At 42.3% G+C, this 23,117-nt stretch carries 24 protein-coding genes and 1 pseudogene; 3 read left to right on the top strand and 22 right to left on the bottom strand.

Annotation, left to right across the window (positions count from 1 at the left end; genetic code table 11):
• Position 1 precedes the first annotated feature (1 nt).
• The 12 genes from VK664_RS01730 to VK664_RS01675 all read right to left on the bottom strand — a co-directional run bounded on the left by VK664_RS01730 (position 2) and on the right by VK664_RS01675 (position 12,871).
• Positions 2 to 1,030: a chorismate synthase gene (locus VK664_RS01730; protein WP_461396870.1), complete on the bottom strand. Its 1,029-nt coding sequence runs from the start codon at positions 1,028 to 1,030 to the stop codon at positions 2 to 4.
• Positions 1,031 to 1,118: 88 nt separating this feature from the next.
• Entirely contained in the window at positions 1,119 to 2,390 is a 1,272-nt protein-coding gene (aroA, locus tag VK664_RS01725) for a 3-phosphoshikimate 1-carboxyvinyltransferase (protein WP_461396869.1), read from the bottom strand.
• 77 nt (positions 2,391 to 2,467) lie between these two features.
• Entirely contained in the window at positions 2,468 to 3,481 is a 1,014-nt protein-coding gene (gene aroB / locus VK664_RS01720) for a 3-dehydroquinate synthase (protein WP_461396868.1), read from the bottom strand.
• Positions 3,478 to 3,909, bottom strand: coding sequence for an IS200/IS605 family transposase (tnpA, locus tag VK664_RS01715; RefSeq protein ID WP_461396867.1), 432 nt, complete (start codon positions 3,907 to 3,909; stop codon positions 3,478 to 3,480). The genes aroB and tnpA overlap by 4 nt, the downstream gene beginning before the upstream one ends.
• A 189-nt stretch (positions 3,910 to 4,098) precedes the next feature.
• On the bottom strand, positions 4,099 to 5,190 hold the full coding sequence (locus VK664_RS01710) for a chorismate mutase (RefSeq protein ID WP_461396866.1): 1,092 nt from the start codon (positions 5,188 to 5,190) through the stop codon (positions 4,099 to 4,101).
• Between the two features lie 59 nt (positions 5,191 to 5,249).
• On the bottom strand, positions 5,250 to 6,956 hold the full coding sequence (locus VK664_RS01705) for a DEAD/DEAH box helicase (RefSeq protein WP_461396865.1): 1,707 nt from the start codon (positions 6,954 to 6,956) through the stop codon (positions 5,250 to 5,252).
• 306 nt (positions 6,957 to 7,262) lie between these two features.
• Positions 7,263 to 8,102: a prephenate dehydrogenase gene (locus VK664_RS01700; RefSeq protein ID WP_461396864.1), complete on the bottom strand. Its 840-nt coding sequence runs from the start codon at positions 8,100 to 8,102 to the stop codon at positions 7,263 to 7,265.
• Position 8,103: 1 nt separating this feature from the next.
• Complete coding sequence (locus VK664_RS01695; protein ID WP_461396863.1) at positions 8,104 to 9,261, bottom strand: pyridoxal phosphate-dependent aminotransferase; 1,158 nt, start codon at positions 9,259 to 9,261, stop codon at positions 8,104 to 8,106.
• A gap of 160 nt (positions 9,262 to 9,421) precedes the next feature.
• Complete coding sequence (locus VK664_RS01690) at positions 9,422 to 10,255, bottom strand: prephenate dehydratase (protein ID WP_461396862.1); 834 nt, start codon at positions 10,253 to 10,255, stop codon at positions 9,422 to 9,424.
• 254 nt (positions 10,256 to 10,509) lie between these two features.
• On the bottom strand, positions 10,510 to 11,073 hold the full coding sequence (locus VK664_RS01685) for a hypothetical protein (RefSeq protein WP_461396861.1): 564 nt from the start codon (positions 11,071 to 11,073) through the stop codon (positions 10,510 to 10,512).
• Between the two features lie 66 nt (positions 11,074 to 11,139).
• Positions 11,140 to 11,961, bottom strand: a complete 822-nt coding sequence (gene murQ / locus VK664_RS01680; protein WP_461396860.1) for an N-acetylmuramic acid 6-phosphate etherase — start codon at positions 11,959 to 11,961, stop codon at positions 11,140 to 11,142.
• A 67-nt stretch (positions 11,962 to 12,028) separates the two neighbouring features.
• Positions 12,029 to 12,871 carry an N-acetylglucosamine kinase gene (locus VK664_RS01675; RefSeq protein ID WP_461396859.1) on the bottom strand — a complete coding sequence of 281 codons (843 nt, stop codon included), beginning with the start codon at positions 12,869 to 12,871 and terminating at the stop codon, positions 12,029 to 12,031.
• A 108-nt stretch (positions 12,872 to 12,979) separates the two neighbouring features.
• On the opposite strand from VK664_RS01675, the gene VK664_RS01670 reads away from it, so the two are divergent.
• Positions 12,980 to 14,575: a S41 family peptidase gene (locus tag VK664_RS01670; RefSeq protein ID WP_461396858.1), complete on the top strand. Its 1,596-nt coding sequence runs from the start codon at positions 12,980 to 12,982 to the stop codon at positions 14,573 to 14,575.
• A gap of 92 nt (positions 14,576 to 14,667) precedes the next feature.
• Here VK664_RS01670 and VK664_RS01665 read toward each other — a convergent pair whose 3' ends face one another.
• From VK664_RS01665 to VK664_RS01655, 3 genes are all read right to left on the bottom strand, one after another.
• Positions 14,668 to 15,270: a hypothetical protein gene (locus tag VK664_RS01665; protein WP_461396857.1), complete on the bottom strand. Its 603-nt coding sequence runs from the start codon at positions 15,268 to 15,270 to the stop codon at positions 14,668 to 14,670.
• Positions 15,271 to 15,582: 312 nt separating this feature from the next.
• Complete coding sequence (locus VK664_RS01660; protein WP_461396856.1) at positions 15,583 to 16,134, bottom strand: acyl-CoA thioesterase; 552 nt, start codon at positions 16,132 to 16,134, stop codon at positions 15,583 to 15,585.
• Positions 16,135 to 16,308: 174 nt separating this feature from the next.
• Positions 16,309 to 16,659 carry a DUF6249 domain-containing protein gene (locus tag VK664_RS01655; RefSeq protein ID WP_461396855.1) on the bottom strand — a complete coding sequence of 117 codons (351 nt, stop codon included), beginning with the start codon at positions 16,657 to 16,659 and terminating at the stop codon, positions 16,309 to 16,311.
• Positions 16,660 to 17,022: 363 nt separating this feature from the next.
• On the opposite strand from VK664_RS01655, the gene VK664_RS01650 reads away from it, so the two are divergent.
• Positions 17,023 to 17,607, top strand: coding sequence for an RNA polymerase sigma factor (locus tag VK664_RS01650; protein ID WP_461396854.1), 585 nt, complete (start codon positions 17,023 to 17,025; stop codon positions 17,605 to 17,607).
• Positions 17,608 to 17,733: 126 nt separating this feature from the next.
• The gene (locus VK664_RS01645; RefSeq protein ID WP_461396853.1) at positions 17,734 to 18,246 is read left to right on the top strand and encodes an anti-sigma factor family protein; all 513 of its coding nucleotides are present in this window, start codon (positions 17,734 to 17,736) and stop codon (positions 18,244 to 18,246) included.
• Between the two features lie 84 nt (positions 18,247 to 18,330).
• On the opposite strand, the pseudogene VK664_RS01640 reads toward VK664_RS01645, so the two are convergent.
• From VK664_RS01640 to VK664_RS01610, 7 genes and pseudogenes are all read right to left on the bottom strand, one after another.
• A pseudogene (locus tag VK664_RS01640) lies at positions 18,331 to 18,669 on the bottom strand (SRPBCC family protein); the annotation flags it as partial.
• 27 nt (positions 18,670 to 18,696) lie between these two features.
• Positions 18,697 to 18,828, bottom strand: a complete 132-nt coding sequence (locus VK664_RS01635; protein ID WP_461396852.1) for an SRPBCC family protein — start codon at positions 18,826 to 18,828, stop codon at positions 18,697 to 18,699.
• A gap of 1 nt (position 18,829) precedes the next feature.
• Entirely contained in the window at positions 18,830 to 19,144 is a 315-nt protein-coding gene (locus VK664_RS01630) for an ArsR/SmtB family transcription factor (protein WP_461396851.1), read from the bottom strand.
• Between the two features lie 128 nt (positions 19,145 to 19,272).
• Positions 19,273 to 19,734, bottom strand: a complete 462-nt coding sequence (locus VK664_RS01625) for a hypothetical protein (protein ID WP_461396850.1) — start codon at positions 19,732 to 19,734, stop codon at positions 19,273 to 19,275.
• A gap of 44 nt (positions 19,735 to 19,778) precedes the next feature.
• Positions 19,779 to 20,591 carry a phytanoyl-CoA dioxygenase family protein gene (locus VK664_RS01620; protein ID WP_461396849.1) on the bottom strand — a complete coding sequence of 271 codons (813 nt, stop codon included), beginning with the start codon at positions 20,589 to 20,591 and terminating at the stop codon, positions 19,779 to 19,781.
• A gap of 95 nt (positions 20,592 to 20,686) precedes the next feature.
• Positions 20,687 to 21,724 (bottom strand): PAS domain-containing sensor histidine kinase, encoded by a 1,038-nt coding sequence (locus tag VK664_RS01615; protein ID WP_461396848.1) that lies wholly within the window; start codon positions 21,722 to 21,724, stop codon positions 20,687 to 20,689.
• A gap of 219 nt (positions 21,725 to 21,943) precedes the next feature.
• Positions 21,944 to 23,011, bottom strand: a complete 1,068-nt coding sequence (locus VK664_RS01610) for a serine hydrolase (protein ID WP_461396847.1) — start codon at positions 23,009 to 23,011, stop codon at positions 21,944 to 21,946.
• Positions 23,012 to 23,117 lie beyond the last annotated feature (106 nt).

Genomic DNA, 23,117 nt, shown 5'->3' with positions numbered 1-23,117 from the left:
TTCAACTGGTTTGAGATTGGTTTTGTACCGGTATTTCAGCAATAACACGGGGAATCTTTTGCTCAATCATCATAAGATCTGCAAGTACCATAGCTGTAACGGCTTCCAGTATCACAGGCACGCGTAAGGCGATACAAAGATCATGTCGGCCTTTTACTGAAAATGATTCTACCTGGTTGGTCTCCCAGTTTAAAGTCTGCTGAAGTTTTGGTGTCGAAGAAGTCGGCTTGATGGCGATCCTGAACACAAGTTCATTCCCGTTGGTAATACCACCTACTACCCCACCTGCGTGATTGGTTCGTGTTTTACCAGTGTTATCTTCTATGGCATCGTTGTGTTCACTGCCAAACATTTTCGCAGCAGCAAAACCGGTTCCGAATTCGATACCACGAACTGCAGGAATAGCGAAAACAGCATGGGCAAGAACGGATTCTACCGAATCAAAAAATGGTTCACCGATGCTTACGGGCAAACCACTCACGCGGCATTCAACAATTCCTCCAACCGAATCCTTAGCATCAATAGCGCGTTGTAAGCCGGCTTCAGGATCAGCTATGCCACCAATTTCGGTGATCGTTGCAACAACCTTTACACCCTTCAATAATTTTTTTGCGATCACACCCGCTGCAACGAGGGCAACAGTGAGGCGGCCGCTGAAATGTCCACCACCCCTGAAATCTTCATAGCCACCATATTTTTGATGTGCCACAAAATCTGCATGACCCGGACGTGGAACGGCGCGTTGTTTTTCATAATCACCTGAACGCGTATTATTGTTTTCAAATAAAATGGTAATCGGGGCACCTGTTGTTTTGTTGTTGAAGACTCCACTTTTAAAAATAGGAAGATCGTCTTCCTTACGCGGTGTGGTACCTTTTTGGTTACCTCCTTTTCTTCTTTCAGTGTCTTCAAGAAAATCTTCAACAGTTAAAGGCAAACCAGCCGGACAACCGTCAATATTCAATCCTACACTTTCGCCATGCGATTCACCAAAAATGGCAATTTTGAAAAGTCTACCAAATGCATTCATTGCAAATTATTTTACTTCTTCCTTATTTTACTTCTTGTTACTTCTTGCTTATTTTACTTCTTGTTACTTCTTGCTTATTACTTCTTGCTTATTTATATTCAACATTCGCCCCGAGCAACCTGATGTTATCATAGAAATCAGGATAAGATTTATTGATGGCATCGGCAACTTCGATAATTACCGGTTTGTCAGCTTTCAGCGCTGCCACGGCACAAGCCATAGCTATCCGGTGATCATGACGCGAATGTACTGTTGCTCCTTTCAATCCGGTTGAACCCTCGATGATCATCAAATTATCCTGCAACACAATCTTAATTCCCATCTTTCCAAACTCCTCCTGCAAGGTAAGTCCCCGGTCGCTTTCTTTGTGCGCAAGCCTGTTCACGCCTTCGATTACCGATTTACCTTCGCAACAGGCAGCCAGGGCAACCAGTGGAGGAAACAGATCCGGGCATTCCATCGCATTGAATTGAAAAGCTTTTAAAGAAGTGGTTGCTATATTGATTTGTCCCGTTTCAATCGACATAACAGCGCCTGCTGCGGAGAGGGCATGTAGTACTGCCTTATCTGCCTGGGTTGAATGTACATCCAGGCCCTTTACAGTAATATTCCCGGCAATGGCACCAGCCACCAATAAAAATGCGGCACCGCTCCAGTCTCCTTCCACTGTGTAGGAATGAGGTTGATAACCAGCAGTTTCTTTTTTTGGTGGAAAATAGAAAGATTCATAGTTCCGGTTTTCGACCTGCACACCAAAATGTTTCATCACTGCCAGTGTGAGATCGATATAAGGCTTGCTGGTGAGGTTATTTACTTTGATAGCCACATCACTGGCGCCAGCTGCAGCAAAGGCCATTAAAAGGCCCGTGAGGAACTGTGAGCTCAATGATCCGTCGACTTCAATATTTGCCGGTTTCAGCGGACCATTTATTTGAAGCGGAAGTTTGCCACTATTGGATTGAATTGTTATCCCTAGTAAAGGAAATATCTCATCAAAAAAATTCATGGGCCTGGTTGTAAGGCTACCGGAACCTGTTATGGTAATCGCCTGTTCGCTCAGGGCAGCTATTGGCGTAAACATTCTTATGCCCAATCCGCTTTCTCCGCAATCGATAGTATTGGAAACCGGTTTAACACCTGAACTTACAATTTCCAGGTTTCCCCCAACCCAATAAACCTTTGCTCCGAGCGCCGTGATCACCTCAATCGCCGCACGGTCGTCATTACTATGACCGGGATTTTTAATGATGCTTGTTCCATTAACCAATAGTGCAGCAGCACAAGCGCGCTGCATGGAGCTTTTCGATGTGGGGGCCTGGATGGAACCAGTCAAAAACGAAGGTGTAACTGTTGCAATCATTTTATAAAGTCAATGTTGTTAAGTATCTATTTGAAATCTCAGTTTGTTGCGATCCTGGTTTGTTGAGGTCCCGATTTTTAACTAAAGATCTTTTCCAGCTCAATCAAAGGAATCGGGTGGACCACAGCCTTACCTATCTTCTTCAATAATACAAAGTTCATTTTATCAGCATCTTTCTTTTTATCCATCCGGAGAACATTAAAAGCCTTTACTTTATCATATTCCATATAGGTGGGCAAACCATACTGCGACAATACTTTTACTACCCGCTCCGTTTCGCGAAAACCGGTCAAAGTTTCGGATAATTCACTGGCAACTGTCATCCCCACCGCTATAGCCTTGCCATGAGACAGCTTATACATATTTTCAATCGCATGCCCCAATGTATGCCCGAAGTTCAACAATTTTCTTTCACCGGTTTCAAACTCATCTGCTTTCACTACATCGGATTTGATTACAGCATTACGGCGGATCAGTTTTTTTAAAGCCGGCAAATCTCTTTTATAAAATGATAGTCTATGTTGTTCGAGTTCCTTAAACAAACGAAGATCTTTGATACAGCTATGTTTTATGATCTCAGCGAAACCGCTTACCCACTCTGTGTGCGGCAAAGATTTCAAAAGAGAAACATCATATAGTAAAAAAGAAGGTTGCCTTATAATACCTACCAGGTTTTTATACAGCCCAACATCTATACCATTTTTGCCGCCTATAGATGCATCAACCATTGAAAGAATTGTGGTTGGCAAAAAACCAAAGCGCAAACCACGCATATAAGTTGAGGCAACAAAACCTGTAAGATCTGTAATCACCCCACCACCAATGCCAACAATAAATGTTTTTCGGTCAGCATTGAAACCGATAAGCCTTTCGATGATGCTGTTAACTGTTGACTGCACCTTGAATTGCTCGCCGGCGGGAACAATTATATATTTCCACCCGGTAAATTTTTTTCTATGGGCACTAAAAACGTTTTCATCCGTTATCAGCACAGCCTGTGTTTTGTCGACCAGTTCTTCAAGCCTGGCAAACTCGCCATCAAAATAATAATCCGTGGTTTGGGTTGAAAAAGTATAGGAGACTTTTTTCATTCAATATAGTTTTTATCAAATACGGCCAGTTCCGATTCCAGTGTTTTCGTTTTATGATAAACCTCCTGGTTCGCAATAAATTCCATCACTTGTTTTACGCCGCTGGGGCTAACAGTATAAGCTGCAAATTCGGGTTGCCATTCCAGTTCACTATCCAGGAGATTCGTGTCTTTCAGCCAGACTGCTGCATCATTTTTAAGGCTCCGCACTACCTGCGAAAGGTTTTGAGCGGGATTTAATTGTAAAAGAACATGTATATGATCCTCCACCCCCTGGATCGTAATGATCCTGATGCCTTTTTCTTCACTGTTTTTCTGAAGAAACGAAAACAGTACCATTCTGACCGGCTTCTTCAATATCGGGGCCCTGTTTAAAGTGGTCCAGATAACATGGATGAAAAGAAAAGTCCTGGTGTGACTATCAGTCATGTATAACCGCAGTTAATTAGGATGTAAAGCAATTCAATGGAAAGGTACCGGGGTAATCAAAACATAATTCACCACCGGCTAAACCACCAAAGCTGTTAAGGAAATCCTGAACAGTCAGCAAAAAAGTGATAAAACCCTGGCAAACAGAACTTGTAAAAAAAACGGGACAGGAAAACCTGTCCCGTAGATTTATGAATTCATGACGTTGTTCTGATGGCTGATTGACTCCATGTGAACAGCATCGAAGTATTTGGTGATGAAGTCTTTGCTTAATCCCAGCTTTTCTCCTTTGGCAAAGGCCCTTTCAAGGATCTCATTCCAGCGATTGGTTTGCAGGATGGTGATGTTATTATCTTTTTTGTACTGACCGATTTTTTCGGCAATCTTCATCCGCTGACCAAGCACCTGCATCAACTCATCATCAAGGTGATTGATTTGCTGACGCAGCTTTTCCAGTGCTGCATGGTATTCTTCTGAATTAATATCTTCCTTTCTCCAGATAATCTCACCAAGCATTTCGGCCAGGCGCTCTGGTGTTACCTGTTGTTTTGCATCGCTCCAGGCATTATCAGGGTCAATATGACTTTCGATCATCAGTCCATCGTAGTCAAGGTCAATTGCTTTTTGAGCAACATCAAGCAGGATATCACGGCGTCCACAAATATGAGAAGGATCATTGATCAGCATCATACCTGGGTTACGACGTTTCATTTCGATGGCAAGGTGCCACATCGGGGCATTCCTGTACTCCGTGTTACCATATGAACTAAATCCACGGTGGATCAGACCGATCTGCGTGATACCTGCTTTTGCAACACGCTCAACTGCCCCTATCCATAATTCAAGATCGGGATTGATCGGATTCTTTATCAGCACCGGTACCTTGGCACCGCGAAGGGCATCTGCCACTTCCTGCACGCTGAATGGGTTAACCGTTGTACGGGCACCGATCCAAAGTACATCAACATCAAAATGCAAAGCATCTTCAACCTGTTTCCCGGTGGCAACTTCTATTGCAGTTGGAAGACCTGTTATCTTGCGCGCCTGTTGCAACCATGGTAAACCCTTGGTGCCTATGCCTTCAAAACTTCCGGGCCTTGTTCTTGGTTTCCAGATTCCTGCGCGAAGCATATCGACTTTCCCGGTATTAGCCAGGCGGGTAGCGGTTTCAATCACCTGCTCCTCGGTTTCTGCACTGCATGGTCCCGAAATAATGAGCGGTCTTTTGCCCCATTTTTCCTGCAGTATCTCCTGTACATTTTTAGTTGCCACTGTTGTCATGGTTGAAGCGTTTTTTCTTTATAAATTCTTTGATATTTTTTTCCAATATCGCTGCCTTGTTACCGGCTATTGGCATCATTCATACGAATGCTGCGGCCCTTATATTTTTTACCGTCCAGTGCTGCAATCATCTGCTGGGCAGATTTGCGGTCAATTTCGATCCAGCTGTTCATCTCTTTCATGTCTATGCGTCCGAGAACATCTTTACTCAATTCACTCATATCGAGAATGAATTGCAGGAAGCTCGCTTTATAAAATCCGTCCTTGGTACCGAGGTTTACAAATAACTTAGCGAAGTCTCCGCCAGAGTTGAACTCACGTCTCGGGCGTTCAGCAGCGCCACGCGGATCACGTCCATCTCTTCCTTCACGACCACGGCCGAATTCACGACGGTCACCACTTCCTACACCTGATGGTTCGCGGTACTCGCGTACTCTTTCGCGTACATTCAGGTCTTCCGCATTTTCATAATATTTCAGGAACCTGTCAAACTCCATGGCAGCGACTCTTTTCAGAACCTCTTCCTTGGTTACGTCCGCAAATTTTTCCTGCAGCATCGGAACATAGGTTTCATAATCCCCATGGCTGATATCCGCATTCAGTAATTTTTCCATGAAGTGGAAGAATTGTTTGCGACAAACATCTTTGCCGGTGGGAATTTCAAGCTTGTGGAAAGGCACCTGCACCATTCTTTCAATCTGTCTCAGTTTGCCAACCTCACGGCTGTGCACAATCGAAATACAGATACCGGTATTACCTGCACGGCCGGTACGACCACTGCGGTGCGTGTAAACTTCCATATCATCCGGAAGTTCGAAATTAATAACATGAGAAACATCCTTAACATCAATTCCACGGGCGGCCACATCAGTTGCAATAAGTAACTGGAGTGTTTTCTCGCGAAATTCTCCCATCACCTTATCACGTTGTTGCTGGGTAAGATCACCGTGCAGCGCATCGATATCATAGCCTTCACGGGTGAGTTTTTCAGCGATAGTCTGGGCGTCTATCTTGGTTCTTGTAAAAACGATACCATAGATCCCCGGGTTAAAGTCAATGATCCTTTTCAGGGTTTCGTAGCGGTGATGTGCCGATGCAACATAGAACTGGTGATCAACATTCTTATTTGCAGTATTCTTTTTTCCGACTGTAATTTCTACCGGATCCTTCATGTACTTTTTGCTCACACGCTTGATCTCTTGTGGCATAGTCGCACTGAATAACCAGGTTGCTTCGCGTTTGGGTGTATTGGTAAGAATGAACTCAATATCTTCCTGGAAACCCATGTTCAGCATCTCATCTGCTTCATCCAGCACCACATAGCTGATTTGTTCCAGGTTAATTGCTTTACGTTCAATAAGATCTATCAAACGACCGGGAGTTGCCACAACAATCTGTACACCTCTTTTCAGATCCCTGATCTGCATTCCGATTGAAGTACCTCCATAAACCGCTACCACATGCATGGCCGGCATAAACTTCTTGAAGAGCTCAATTTCACTTACTATCTGAATACATAATTCTCTTGTCGGACAAATAACCAGTGCCTGCGGATGCTTTTGGGCAGCATCAACCAATTGAAGCAATGGGAGTCCAAATGCAGCAGTTTTGCCTGTTCCGGTCTGAGCCAGACCCACCAGGTCCTTTGTGCCACTTAATAATACAGGAATCGCCTGTTCCTGAATGGGTGTTGGGTTTGTAAAGCCTAATGCATCGGTTGCCTGAACCAATGAAGCATGTAAACCCAACCCTTCGAATGTCATCATAATTTTAAAAAATTTGGCGCAAAGGTACGATTTTCGTGCCTTAAAGCCAGTTTTAGTTTTAAGTCCTGATTTTTACTCTGCTTTAACTGTCAACCAGTTAAGTATCCCATAACAAAAAATAGACACCGATCAGCAGGCATAAAAACCCAAAGAACAGATTGATTATTTTACGATAACCCACCCCTAATCGCTTTTCAAGTCTTTCATGACTGGTACCCCCCCAAAAAAGCCAGCGCGATCCGCTAAAACCCAGGTACAGGGCGAGGCACCCAAAAGCAAGAAAAAATATCGTGTCAAAGTTCCAGCTCACTTCAGAATTCTCTTGATTTTATTGGCATTTTCAATCAGCTCCTGCAGGTAGGTATAGTTTTCCTTCTCGAGGCAACTTTTGAATTTTCTTAGCTGTGTGATGTGTTCATTCAACACATCGAGCACATTTTCCCTGTTTTGCATGAGTATCGGAACCCACATCTCCGGGTTGGATTTTGCAAGTCGCACGGTGCTTTCAAAACCACCACTGGCAAGTTCAAAAATGGCGTCTTCCTCCCGCTCCTTTTCCAATACGGTATTTGCCAGGGCAAACGAAGTAATATGCGAAATATGACTCACGTATGCGGCATGCAGGTCATGGGCAGCGCCATCCATATAAAGTATGTGCATGCCGAGGGCACGATAAATATTTTCAACCAGCGCCAGGGCATCACGGTCACTTTCATCTTTGTTACAAATCACGGTCGCCTTATCCTGGAATGCGCCATGCATAGCTGCTTCAGGACCACTATACTCTGTACCCCACATCGGGTGAGTTGTTACTACCCGGTTCCGGTTTTTATGTCCCCTGACAATATTTATCAGGCTTTCTTTTGTAGAGCCGGTATCCATTACAACCTGCTTATCTACCAGGTCAAGCAAGCCATTGATCATCTTTTCCGCTGCGTTTACAGGTATGGAAATGATGATAAGGGAAGATTTTGCCACGGCAGATTTGAGATCAAGTATCTCATCAACCAGGCCAAGATCAAGTGCTTTCTGAGCATGAACGGGATTGTTATCAACACCAATCACATGAGTAGCGATAGACTTTTCCTTTAGTGCCATTGCGAGCGATCCGCCGATTAATCCAATGCCTATAATGGTGACCTGCATCTTACAGTGATTTTTTTATTCGTTCCATGGCTGTATCAATATTTTCTTCCTTACAACATAAACTTACTCTTACATATCCTTCGCCGGCACTTCCAAAAATTCCACCGGGGGTAATAAATACCTGCGCCTGGTAAAGAACTTTATCGCTCAGGGTATAACCTGATTCTTCAGCAGCCGGCACCTTAGCCCATACGAACATCCCTGCCTGGGCTTTGTCGTAATCACAACCAAGTAAAGCTAAAAGAGCGAATACTTTTTCCCTTCTTTGTTGGTAGATCTTATTTAAGCTTTCGTACCAGTCCTTGCCCAGCGATAGTGCTTTGGCTGCTGCAAGTTGTACAGGAAGAAACATTCCGCTGTCCATGTTGCTTTTAAACCGCATCACTTCATTTATCCTTTCTGCACTTCCTACAAGCATCCCTACCCGCCAGCCTGCCATGTTCTGCGATTTGCTGAGTGAATTCAGTTCAATCGCCGTTTGCATGGCCCCGGTTGTGTGCATGATGCTGGCCGGTTTATCATTCAGGATAAAACTATATGGGTTATCATGACAGATAAGAATGCTGTGTTTAATCCCGAAATCAACAATTTTTTGAAATAGTTCCCCTGAAGGAAGTTTACCGGTTGGCATTTGCGGATAATTGATCCACATAAGTTTCACCCTGGTAAGATCATTTTTTTCAATTGCATTAAAATCAGGTTCCCAGGAATTTGCTTCCGTCAGTTCATACGACACAGCCTTACCACCGGCAAGCGCAACAGCGCTTCTGTAAGTAGGATAACCCGGGTTGGGCACTAACACTTCATCACCTGCATCCAGGTAGGTCATACAGATATGCATAATGCCTTCTTTAGAGCCTATCAGGGGCAACACTTCCGACTCGGGATCAAGAGTTACACCATACCATATGTTGTACCAGTCACTGATAGCCTTCCTCAGTACCGGTGAACCCTTATATGATTGATAAGCGTGCACTGAAGGTTTGCTGCTTTCATCCTGTAAAACTTTTATAACATCAGGATGTGGTGGCAGATCGGGACTGCCAATGCCAAGACTAATAATATTTTTGCCGGCTTTATTAAGCTCATCTATTTCCCTCAATTTCTTTGAGAAATAGTATTCGCCAATTCCCTCAAGTCTACCTGATGTCTTTATCATTGTCATATTTACTAACGTTATTCTAAATTGCCACCAATACTATTAAATATTCATTGCACCTTCCATTCACCATCAACTAAATACCTCCACATTTCTTAACTCACTCATCACTCATAACTCATAACTAAACTCACAACTCACCACTCACAACTCACCACTTCTAACTAACTACATTTCCCTTTTTATAAACTCCATACACCTTCGTTTCTTCCGTCAACGGTTTTATCTTTTTAATCACTTCTTCAAACTGATCAATGTTTTCGAATTCCATGTCTGCATGAAATGAATATTTCCAGTCACTGCCGGGTATCGGGAAACTCTGCAATTTGCTGAGATTGATTCCACCATCTGCAATCGCCGTCAACACCCTGGCAAGGCTGCCGCGGGAGTGATCCGTATGAAAATTAACGGAAGCCTTGTTTGCATCTGTGACCGGGTTAACCTGCCCTTCACGTTGAATGATAAGGAACCTGGTATAGTTCGATTTCATTGTGTGAATATTTGGAGCGATCATATCGAGGCTAAATAATTCCGATGCAAGTTTTGATGCGATAGCCGCTATGTGTTTGCTCCTGTGCTGATGAACATGTTTTGCACTAAGAGCAGTGTCTTCGGTTTCAACCAGTTTCCAGTTAAATTTGTCGAGATAAACAAGACACTGCTGAATCGCCATCGGGTGTGAGTGAACCTCACGGATATCATCGATTGAAACACCGGGGTTCACAAGCAGGTGTTGCCTGATTTGCAAATAGATTTCGCCGGTAACCTTCAGGTTGCTTTTTTGAAGCAGGTTATAATTCGGCAATATGCTGCCGGCAATAGAATTTTCAATAGCCATCACACCACCTTCGCTTTCTTTTTTGTTGCCGGCTATCTTAACCACGTCCCGGAAATTGCCACAGGGTATCACTGTAACATCCTTACCAAAATATTGCCGGGCTGCTACCTGGTGAAAACTACCTTCATAACCCTGGATCGAAACGCGTGTTTGCATAATCTTATTTAATGAAAAATCCCGGCACTCAGGCCGGGATTCTTATGTTGATTGTCAGTTTATTTTTATGATTCAACAAAGCATTCCCGGCTCACTTCTAAAATAGAAGCTAAAATAAAAAAAGAAGAACCGGTATGCTTTCGCTTTTAACATGGCATCAAAAATAACAAGTAATCTCAAATAACAAAATTTATTTTGAAAGTGATTTACGGAACTCAAACCTGCCTGGGAAGGACAAAAGCTTTGCGGGTGGCCTAATCCAGCCGCTTCATGATCTCCTGGTCAATTTTTTTAAAAAGATGGAAAGGCCGGTAAATCCGCCAGTTATCGATTTCCATCAGCTCAATGAAACGGTTTATCTTGGCTCGTTTAAAATCGTGTTGGGTTGATTCGGGCATATTTAAACAAACGATCCAACCATTTTCATCGGTTACCTCTTCGAACCATTCGTCGTAATAGTCGCGGTCACCGCTGTGAAAATTCAATACGTTTTCTGCGACAAGTATAAACTTTGTGATGCCGAAACTAAAGAATGGATCAATCACCTCACGCTTCAATTCCATTATATCATTTTCTATAGCGTCGTTCCACTCCCCGATCAGTTCGATGATCATGTAGTGTTCCTCATAGTCGGCCATCAGAACTTTGCAGTAAAGCGTACGCGAGCCAAACTCATCCCATTGAGGATGGATATAGTAGTTATAGATAGTCTGACTGAAAACAAATTCAGAATACACCCTACCAAAAAAAGGCGATTTATCATCCTGCTCACTGGTGTAAATGTGTCGCCAATTATAAAATGGTTCCAGATCCTGCATGCTGGCAATTTACTTTTTTTGGAATAGGGTTTCCAAATTTTTTTTATTGTGCAGGACCACTATTAATCAGTTAAATTTTAACGAATCAACGGCCTTTTTTACACTGCCAAATCGTAGTAATAATTTCTTTGCTTCTTCATAATCGGTCATGCCTGTCTGATCCATCACCATACGCGTGCCACGGTCTACCAGTTTGCTGTTAGATAGCTGCATGTTCACCATCTTATTGTCTTCAACCCTTCCGATCTGTATCATGACGGTAGTCGAAATCATATTAAGCACCAGCTTTTGTGCTGTGCCACTTTTCATTCTTGTACTACCGGTAACAAATTCCGGACCTACCACTACTTCAATGGGGTAGTCTGCGGCTGCGGCAAGCGGGGAACCTTCATTACAGGCGATGGAACCAGTTGCAATTCCATTTTTGCGGCACTCATTCAGGGCACCAATCACATAAGGGGTGGTACCACTTGCGGCAATACCTATCACAACATCTTTTTCGTTTACATCATGTTCTTTCAGATCAAGCCAACCCTGTTCCCAGCTGTCTTCGGCCATTTCTACAGGGCGCTGTATGGCGCGCTCACCACCGGCTATCAATCCTATAACCAGGTCGAAAGGCATTCCGAAAGTTGGTGGAATTTCACTTGCATCAAGGATGCCCAACCGTCCGCTGGTTCCGGCACCGACATAGAACATACGACCACCGGCCAGCATTCTGTCTACCACAACGGCAACCAGCTTTTCAATCTGTGGCAATGACTTCTCCACAGCAGCTGGAACGGTTTTATCTTCATCATTGATAAGCTTCAATAACTGCGTTATGTCCATTTTATCAAGATGCCTGTAATTGCTTGACTGCTCCGTTACCTTATTAAAATCATCCATGAATAGCTATTGAAATAAAAATTGATTGTTGTGGGGGACGCAAAGGTAGTTCTCATATCAAAGATTATTAATTGTTATGATATTCGATTAATCCTTCCATCGGTGCCCGCAGGATTTTACCGAATTCAAATTCATAACCGCTGCAAAGGTCTCGAATTACATCTTTGAAACCATAAGCAACACTTCCAACAAAATACATAGGCAGCTTCCAGCTTTCACCATATTTACAAAGATGGGTAAAGAAAAAATCATTAAGACCGTCTTCAATGATATTTTCAATCATATAATGTCCGCGGTTTTCAACAAGAAAAAGCGTGAAACCAGCAAGATATTTATTGGGAAGTGGATGTTTATAGACCTGGTCCAGGATCGCGAGATCGTTTGTGTTGTATTTAAGGTCGAACTTGTAACGCAGTTCTTCGTCAAAAGTATTGTAGAGATAGTATTGTAAAACTTTTTTCCCCAGGTAGGCACCGCTGCCTTCATCACCAAGTACGTAGCCGAGCCCCGGGCTGTTCTTTTTTATTTTTTTACCATCAAAATAGCAACTATTGCTACCGGTGCCAAGAATGCTTACAATGCCTTTATCGTCCCCACATAATGCCCTGGCAGCTGCCATCAGGTCTGTAGCGACCTCTATTTTTGAAGTTTTAAATACCCTGGATATCGCTTTTTTGATACTCTTAACATTATCCGGATTTTTGCAGCCAGTGCCATAGTAAAATACCCGGTCAGGTACTGATTTTTTCAAACCAGGAACCAGCTCCAGCTTCAACAGGGTCTCAATTTCATCTGTATTAAGGAAATATGGGCTTATACCCTGGGTGGAAAACCGCTTTTTTCGTTTATTGTCATCTATATAACACCATTCACATTTCGTAGCACCACTGTCTGCGATTAAAATAGCCATATCAAACTTTATTTATTGTTTTGCCTGCCAGTCGACGAAGGTAAAGTTCGAAATTGAGAATTAATTATGAACTTAGCCGCAAATTTTACAAAAACTACCTTCGTCTAGATGAAAAAACTGCAGGTTTGGTTACCATTACTTTTTGCAATAGTAATGATTGTGGGCATGAGAATCGGATATAAATTGCGCGAAAACATCCCTTCAACCCAAGGCTTTTTTGCTTCCTCAAAACGTTCATCATTGCAGGAAGTGGTGGACCTTGTGAATAAAAGATATGTAGATCCTGTAGATACAGATTCTTTAACAGAAGATGCTGTCCAGGCCATGCTTACCCATCTCGATCCACATTCAATATTCATCCCTGCCGTTCATCTTGCTGAGGTAAATGAAGACCTGCAGGGCAATTTCGAAGGCATTGGGGTGGAATTTCTTATCATCAATGACACCGTAAATGTGACGAATGTTTCAACTGAAGGACCCAGTGAAAAAGCAGGTCTGAAGGTTGGCGATAAGTTTATTAAAGTGGGGGATTCTGTTGTAGCGGGGGTGAAAATAAGTTCTGATAAGATAAAAAAGCTATTGCGCGGCGAACGTGGATCGCCCGTTAATGTATTGATAGTTCGCGGTAACCAGCAGCTACCGGTCACGATCACGCGAGGCACCATTCCCTTATATTCGGTTGATGCGGCTTATCTTGTTGATAGTACAACAGGGCTGATACATGTCGGTCGTTTTTCAGGCACAACTTATCGTGAGTTCATGTATTCACTGGAAAAATTGCAGAAGTTGGGTATGAAAAACCTGGTTCTTGATCTCCGGGGTAATGGAGGAGGAATTTTGAATGAAGCTGTAAATATGGCTGATGAATTCCTTGACGGGGATAAACTGATTGTATATACGCAGGGCGATAAACAACCGCGGATTGATTTTAACAGCAAACGTCCGGGGCTTTTTGAGGCCGGGAAACTGGTGATACTGGTCGATGAGGGCTCAGCCTCGGCAAGCGAGGTTTTGGCTGGTGCCGTCCAGGATTGGGACCGCGGCACAATTATCGGCCGGCGTACATTCGGCAAGGGCCTGGTGCAGGAACAATATAACCTGAGCAATGGTGCGGCACTCCGGCTTACGGTTGCAAGGTACTATACGCCTGCCGGCCGCAGTATTCAAAAATCATATGCAGCAGGCAGGGCCGCTTACCAGGATGAGGTGACAACGCGTTTTCACAATGGCGAAGTGGTACATGCAGATACACTTAAGGAAGCATTTGGCAAGCCATTTAAAACAAAAGGAGGCCGTACGGTTTACGGTGGGGGTGGCATTACCCCAGACGTGTTTGTTCCTTTTGATACAACGGCATTTTCACCAGCCATGGGCCCATTGTTTTATGATGGAAAGTTTACACGTTTTATTTACCAGTATTATATCGACCGGAAGGATTATTTCAATAAGTTTAAAACTCCGGCGGAATTCGCTTCAGGATTCCGGGATTCAACTGATGCCTGGAACCATTTAGTGACATTTATGAAGAATGAAAATGTGAATCTCGAAAATCTTTCTGCAGCCGACAAGCGCGAGGTTCAGAAAAGAATTAAGACCTGGATGGCCAGGCAGCTCTGGAGAATGCAGGGTTATTATGAAGTTCATAACCAGTATGATCAGGCGGTGATTCGCGCTATAGCTGAAGTAAAGAAACAACCTGCCTGATAATAGACGGTAAGTCCTGGCTGGTTTTAGAAGCTAAGCCGTGATACAAGATGCTCAGCCAGATATTAGACGTGTAGCCCCTATATTTAACGTTAAATTTTTTGCAGCTTCCCTACCGGTATTGTTCCAAGGAAATACACAAAGCCCAGATAACAAAATGGAATAAACATCAGGGCATCGCAAACATGTGCTATCCATTCAATACGTGGAATACGGCTCAATGGAAACGCTAAACCTGAGATACTTATCAGGATGCCCGTCCATACAGGTGCCGACTTTGTCCTTACGAGTACGATACCCAACACAAACAAACTCAAAGGAAATATCGGACCTGACCAGAATAACAGGATCCCGGCAACCGCCGGAAACGCTGCAAGTTGTTCCAGGTAATGCGCATGCGAAATGCTAAAGATATCATTATATGCACCCGCAAATCCGAAGTTCGCCCCGGAAATACAGCCCGCGATTGCTATAAACAATCCCAGGGAAGCATAAACCGGCGTTTTTGATTTCAGCAGGTCAAACAAACCGATAAACGCTGCGATCCAGAATACAGTTGCCATCACAACGAATGTTCCCCCGTATGCACCGTATTGGCCATCCCGCCATAAAAAAGTTGAAATGCCAAATAATAGCGGGGCACAAATCATAGATATGCCCCAAACAATACGGTTGATCCTGGAAGTCTCCTGCATAAAATTGTTGTTAAGGTTTAAAATAGTGAGCCTGCAGTCGGTCGCGGCGGCAACCATAGTAAGACCCGGCCAGGACCCGTGAGGTTACACAACAATGCTTAATCTTTTTGATTTTTTTTTGCTTTATAAGATTTGACTCCTGGCTGGCAAGGCTAATCTTATTTGGACGAAAGGCAACTGTTATATGTTATGAGGATTGAGTACAAATAGTAAGCTGGGAGAATTCAGATTGATGAGGAAAATTCAGATTAATTTGGCAGAATTCAGATTAATTTGGCAGAATTCAGATTGAAGCCGGAGAATTTTTTCGGCTCAATCAAGTTCAATACGACAGCGCTCATTTTTGATAAGCTCCATGGATTTTTTTATCTCGAAAGAACTCTTAAGCCTTTTTGCTTCAGTTGCATAAAATTTATTCAGTTCCTTCCTATTGTGTGCCTGGTAAAAACGTCTTACCTGTTCCTGTGTTTTAAGAATTAACCCCGGAACCATGAAAGGTTGATTATGCTCGTCCATAGCAATCATTGTAAAATAGCTGGTATTTGTATGTTGCACAGTACCGGTTTTTACATTTTGAGAAGTGACCCTGATTCCCACAACCATCGAAGTTTTTCCGACATGATTAATAGAAGCGTGTAACGACACGAGCTCTCCCACTCCAACCGGCGCAAGAAAATTTATATCATCAACTGAAGCAGTTACACAATAGTTACCGGCATGTTTTGCAGCACACACATAAGCTACCTTATCCATCAGGCTCATAATAATGCCGCCATGGATCTTTCCACCAAAATTGGCATAAGACGGGATCATAAGTTCTGTCAGTGTTGTCTGTGATTCTTTAACGGTTTTAAATTCCTGCATAGTTTGAGAATTAAGCCGGGCGCAAATTAGTTAATCAGGCTTTGATGACATAACTATTTTGATGTAGTAATTCAGATATTTTAATGATGTAACTCAGAAAAAAACCCAGATCAGGCAGATGCCGATTTGGGTTTGAAATTTATATTGAAGGAAGGATGTTTTCCGGGATGATAATTAAGCCCTGATTTCCCTGTCAAGCAATTCTTTCTTTTCGATGCGGTAAGAAGCTATCAGGCCGAAACCACCAAAGATTGCAATCAAAGCAAAATAAATGGTTGGATTTTCTTCGCCATCGATTACTGCAACACTCAAATCAGCGATATAAGCAATCAGGAGACCGAGGCCAGATCCAATCAATAACAGACCCCATTTAAGGTTCAGATAGGGAACTGGTCTGTTGTTAAATTGTTTAGGGTTCATTCCTTTTTCAATCATAGCCAGGTTTTGACGGGTTCTGAGGTAAACGATTCCAAAAACCATTGCAAAAAAACCTGCGAACATTACTATTGGGATTAACTCGTGCATAAAACAAATTTTAAAAGTTAAGGGTAAGGGTTCAAAATATCTGACTACAGCATTGATCCCGGGGTTACAGCTTTTTTCAGATTTTTTTTTACCGTTCTGTTTTCTTCAGAACACAACTATGACTACATCTGAAAGTGGCAGGTTACAGTCAACTCAAAAAAATTCCGATTCGCTCCTGTTATACCGCGTTTACAGTGTAAAATCCGTCCAGTTGTCTTTATTTACCCGTTCTGGGAAAAGCTGTAATTTACGTTATGAAACAGCTCTTTTCCGGCTCAGGCTATGGCCTCAGCGGTAAATCGCTCTAAAAAACCTGCCTGTTTGATGTAACCTGGCTTCATCACAAAGCGTCTGACTACTATAATGACTTCGGGACCAACTGATACGGACATAATCGAAAGGACCCTCGCCGGAGATACCCGGAGCTTTTCTGAATTGGTGAAACGATACCAGAATTTCGTTTTTACCATCACGCTTAGATATACCCCTAACCGTGAGGACGCGGAAGAGATTGCACAGGATGCTTTTGTAAAAGCTTATAAATCATTGAGTAATTTCAGGGGCGAATCGAAATTCAGTACCTGGTTATTTACCATCACCACTACCTCTTGTCTTAGCTTCTTAAGAAAAAAGAAACTGGACATTCGATCCCTTGATAATGAGAAAGTAATGGCGGTTGTTGAGAACCAGGATTCAGGTTTCAATGCGAACCAGATGGAAACAAAATCCAGGCAATCAATGGTCAACGAAGCCATACAACTATTAAGCAGCGACGATGCAAATATCCTTACCTTATTTTATAAAGGTGAACAAAGCCTTGAAGAAATTAGTGTGGTAATGGGAATTGAAGCGAATGCTGTGAAGGTCCGGTTGCATCGGGCAAGGGCAAGACTGAAAGAAAAAATGCAGACCCATTTCAAACAGGAATTAAGAGATATGCTCAATTAAAACCAAAGCAGATTAACAACGCAGATCAACAACGTAGATTAACAACGCAGATTAACAACACAGATTAACTACGTAGATTAACAACACAGATTAACAACACAGATTAACATTATTAAAACTCATTTTATGAACACGGAGCAGCATATTGAGGCAAGGATCTGGGATTATATCGATGGAAACCTCTCCGTCGAGGAAAATTCCTTTGTGCAGAATCTTGTTCAAACCAACCAGGCCTGGCGGGAGAAATATGCAGAGCTTTTGCAGGTACACAGCCTGATGCAGGAAAACTTTGAGCTTGAAGTTCCGTCTATGAGTTTTACGCGCAATGTAATGGAAGAGATCGGCCGTCTCCAGATCACACCAGCTTCAAAAAAATACCTGAATCAAAAAATCATCTGGGGCATTGGTGGATTCTTTATTCTCACAATAGTCGGATTTTTTATTTATGCATTCAGCCAGGCTACCTGGACCAGCGATGCAAAATCGGTATTACCTTTTAACATCGAATCTGTGAATTATGATAAGCTGTTTAACAGTGCTTATACAAATGTGTTCCTGATGATCAATACAGTTTTAGGACTGATGTTACTTGATATGTACTTAGGAGCAAAGAAGAAAAAACATTTAAGAGAATTATGAGTTATGAGTGATGAGTGAGTTATGAATGTATTTCCACTCATAACTCAACTACTCGTCACTCTTTCATAACTCATAACTCATAATTCATAATTCTCTTAATGTTTCATCTAAATTATCAAGCGCTGAAGCGAAGCCTTGTTCAAAGCCCATATCCATCATCTGTTTGATATCGGCTTCTTTCTGGAAGGAAATTTCAACGGTCAGTTTTGTGCCTCCTTCTGTCAATTCAAAAGTATTTTTCCATGACATCTTTGGCATTTCAGGATTAGGTATGCCATTTTCATCACAAAATGTATCAATGCCTTCATAGCTTTTCTTTGGATTGATAGCAGAAAAGTCAATCCTTGCCCAATGCCTCGTATTATCTGGTCCAACCATGGCATAGAGCCAATAGCCACCTTCTTTAAAATCCATTTTTTTCGTTTCAGCTTTCCATGGTTTTGGCGCCCACTACTGATCTAACAATTCGCTTTCCGTCCAGGCTTTCCAGACTTCAGCGGGTGCCGCATCAAATATGCGTGTGATGGTGATTTTCTTGTTTGGTACATCTTTCACGATCTGCATTTGATTTTTTGTTTCCATGTTATTTGGTTTTAATTTTTTTCAAAACACTATCAAGATTCATGAACCGATCTTCCCACATTGACCGGAATTGCTCCAGCCAGTTATCGACTTCTTTCATTTTGTTGACATTGAAATGATAATAAATTTCACGCCCGCTTTTCGTTTCTTCTAACAACTCGCATTCCGACAGAATCTTTATATGTTTAGATACTGCCTGCCGGGTGCTGTCAAAATGTTCTGCAATAGCATTCGGCGTCATAGCCTCCAAGGCAATCAAACTTAAAATGGCGCGGCGGGTAGGGTCGGCAATTGCCTGGAACACATCTCTTCTCATAAACTGTGATCAGGTTATTTATTATCTCGCAACCGATCAGTTGCAAATATAAGAGCAACCGATTAGTTGCCCAAATTTATTTTTAAGTTGAACGATGATTAAAGGATCCGGACCTGGGAGATCAGGGTCTAAAATTTTTCAAGAGTAATGGTATACCGCATTGCTGTATTGATTTCGATTCGCTTTGGAGATTTCCAGGTAATAGTGGAAGGACGACAAGGATAATAGGATTGCAGCATACAGGATCCAAGCATGGTCATAAAGGCGCCACCCCATTGATCTTCTACTACCAGGGTAGAGCTATAGCTGCCAAAGGTTATCGAATCACGCTTATTTACTTTCAGGATTCCGTTACTTATTGTATTTTTCATCGTTTTACCGGTAAATGTGTCACCGGTAAATTCAAGATAAACCTTGCCGTCGAATCCCGGCGGAGGGGTAAGCATTGTGGAGGGGCTTTTATCCAACACGGCTGTCATCTTCCAGCGGCCATTCAATCCATCCTGGGAAGCAGCGCCAGTGTTACTTTCTTTTTTGCAGCTATAACTTGAAACAACAATGAAGAATAAAACAAACCGGATTTTGAGCATAAAGGTTTTTTGGCCTGACAACCAGGTTCAGGAAATCGTTGCAATCAAATCAACGGATTTAATTTTGAGGCAGCCGTTTCGCCGGGTTGCCCGCCAGAAAGCCAGCGCTGCCTGTCAGCTTCCTGATGTTCGTTAATGGGTTTGGTGATCTTTGCACCATCTGCATAATAAATAACGGTCATGACCTCCCTGGTGACCGGAGAGTTGTTTCCTGGTGCTGAATGTAAGGTCCATCCGTAGTGATAGCTTGCATCACCGGCTTTCATGGTTGAAGGCCGGCTGATCCTGTAACCTTTTTTGCTGATATGCTCATTCAATTCTTTTTCAGATTCATCTGAAATTGCAACGTTTTTTACGGCACCTTCTTTATGAGATCCTGATGCGAAGGTGAGCATTCCCATGTCAATGGTGATATCAACAAGCGGCATCCACATGGTTACGGTCGCTGAGGTGTCAAGCGGCCAGTAATACTGATCCTGGTGCCAGGGTGTGAATCCCCCACCCGATTCTTTATAGAGCGCCTGGTCATGATAAAGTCTTACCGAAGGCACACCCAGCAGTTGAGCCGCTACACTGGCGAAACGTTTGGCCAGTGTAAATGATTTGACTGCTTCATCCACCTCCCAGAGATTCATAATTTGTAAAAAAGCTTTGCCATAAGTATCCCGCTCTTCCATTTTACGTTTTTCAGTATTGTATTTATAGGCAGCATCGTTTATTGCAGACCGGTAGGCTCCGCATTCATCCCTGTCAAGCAATCCATTTATCAGGACGTGACCGTCATTTCTGAACTGTTGTTTAACAGTTTCCGCAACATAAATACTGTTATTTAATGAAGGCAGCGTAAGGTAATTCATATGGCAATTTTATGGTGAGCAATGGCCGATGGCAACTAATCTTTCAGATCAACGGAATCGATAAGGTACAAATATTTTCCAAATTCCGGTGCAGGTTAATGCAAAGGTGGATAAATCGAGACGGAGATTGTTGTTCCTTTGCCTGGCTCTGCTTCAATAGATAGTTGCCCGTCAATCGAAGCAACTCTTTCCTTGATTTCCTTAATCGCAGCTGTTTCTCCGCGATATTCCATTTGCAGACCCCTGCCGTTATCGTAGATTGATAAACAAACCAGGTCGTCCTGCTTTTCTATCATGATTTTAATGCTCGTCGCTTCCGCGTAATAGAGCACATTACTTAATGCTTCCTGGCAGATACGAAAAAGATCAAGCTTAATTTCATGTGGCAGGTGCTCTATGTTGATATTGCTTATATACTCACAGTATATACCGTGCAGAATATAAAATTCATCGCTTAACCATTGAAGTGTTTCATCAAGGCCAAGTTTTTCAAGCATATCAGGACTAAGCGAATATGACAGTTTCCGGATTGACCTGATGAGGTTATCAGAAACTGAAATAACATGCTCGAGCTTTGCTTTTGAAGCTACAGGTAATGAAGAAGTATTTTTATATATCCAGTTGAGATCGATACTGACAATTGAAGCCAGCTGCGCAAGTTCCTCATGTAATTCGCTGGCAAGATATTTCCGGTCTTTCTCCTGGCTGTACTTGAAATGGGTTGCAAGACTTTTAAATTTCTTAACATTTTCTTCAACCTGTTGTTCGGATTGTTTCCTGGCAGTCACATCTTTGGCAATCGCAAACACCAGGCCTTTTTCAGGGATATATATAGATGTCCAGTGTAGCCATACAATAGAACCATTTTTGGTGAGGTACCTGTTTTGGAAATTTGTCAATGGCTTCCCTCCCAACATATTGAATCGTGTTCTGCTGGTAGCTTCTTTATCGTCCGGATGAATAAAAGTAGAAATCGGTACAGCCAACAATTCTTCCAGGCTGTATCCCAGGCAATTGACAACGGCGTGATTTACATGACGAAAAAAACCATCTCTGCTGGCTATACAGACAAGATCCGGGGTAAGATCAAAAAAATGAAACAGGTCAAACGCTGAGTTCCTCAGATCAGTCATAAATTGGCGTTGGTTGCGTTGGCCGAATCTACTAAAACCTGTACATTCTTATATATATTGTTTTGAGTTATTTAAGATAAAAAGCAGCTTTTAGCCTTAAGAGAGATAATTCAAAGGTATTAGTTGCGATAAAAAATGATCTCATCACTTAATAACAGAAACACATGCATTTTGAGAAATAAACACTTAATATCTGATGGATGCTAAGTTGAGGCGTAATTACTCTGGCAATGCTTCAATAATCTGGGACAGCAAAATGTTTGGATCTAAAGGGTCGCCGCGTTCAAAACTCAATCTGACAACTACTAATTTTTTTGATGGGATCACCCAAACGAACTGCCCGTCATAACCCTGACATGAAAAACAATCAGATGGTACATTAATGTACTTTTTATTATTATTATTATTATCTGCTTCATTCGTCCACCATAAAGCACCATATTTCCCGCCTTTACTTGAATTCACCGCTTTCGAAGCTGTAGCTGTAAATTTATTATTAATTGCAAAATCGCTCATATTCCCTTCTTTAAACAACATATTTGTCAGATCGCTAGGTCCAGCTGGAAACCACCAGAATTGCAATCCACTGTCCATATGCATTAGATTAGCAATTGTAATTTTTTTCCTCTCGTCATTTTTCCATTCTTCAATAGGGGCGGGTGAATTTATATTTAGTTTTCCTTGCTGGACCAAAATGCCAATCATTGCATTTATAATCCCCTTGGTCATCGACCAGCCTAATTGTTTTGACTTGATTGAATAACCATCCGCATACCGTTCAGCGATTACTTTTCCCATGTACACAACTATCACAGCCCTTGTTTGTCGTTGGTTTTCATTGTGAGGCTCATGAAATGCATAATTAATTGCAGACTCTAATACAGCTGTGTCGACACCCTTAGGTTTTTTGTCATCGATAAGATCTCCTTGAGGAAAAGGGGTTGAATCCTGATAAGCGGACGTCCTGCTTATAATATTTAAGGATTGCCTTCTTAATTCATTTTCACTGATTCGACTAATTAATGTTGCTCCCAGACCATCCCTATAAATCGCCCTTCTTTTGGCAAACCCTAACACCGACACACTTACAGAACTATCTTCAATATTCACAGAATAGGAAGCCAAATTATAAGGGAAAATACTTGTTTCGTGTTTTGCTATATCTTCTGGAGTTCTACCTGAGACAAAAATATCCGAACACATTTCTTTTGCTACGCGTCCAGAGATTATGGGCAAAACTTCCATATATAAATTACAAAACATATTACTAATAAGAGCAAAAAACATTGGAGAGTTTTCTTGATAAATTTCATTGTATTTAAATGTACCAGGTTTTTCACGCCCTTTTTCTTTGACTCGAAAAGAACATCTTCAGGCAGATCCGTAAAAAGGT

Origin of the sequence: Flavitalea sp. (assembly GCF_035489435.1) — a bacterium.
Taxonomy (GTDB): domain Bacteria; phylum Bacteroidota; class Bacteroidia; order Chitinophagales; family Chitinophagaceae; genus DATHKG01.
The sequence above is the reverse complement of the archived record's forward strand: the minus strand, read 5'-3'. Positions and strand labels throughout refer to the sequence as shown.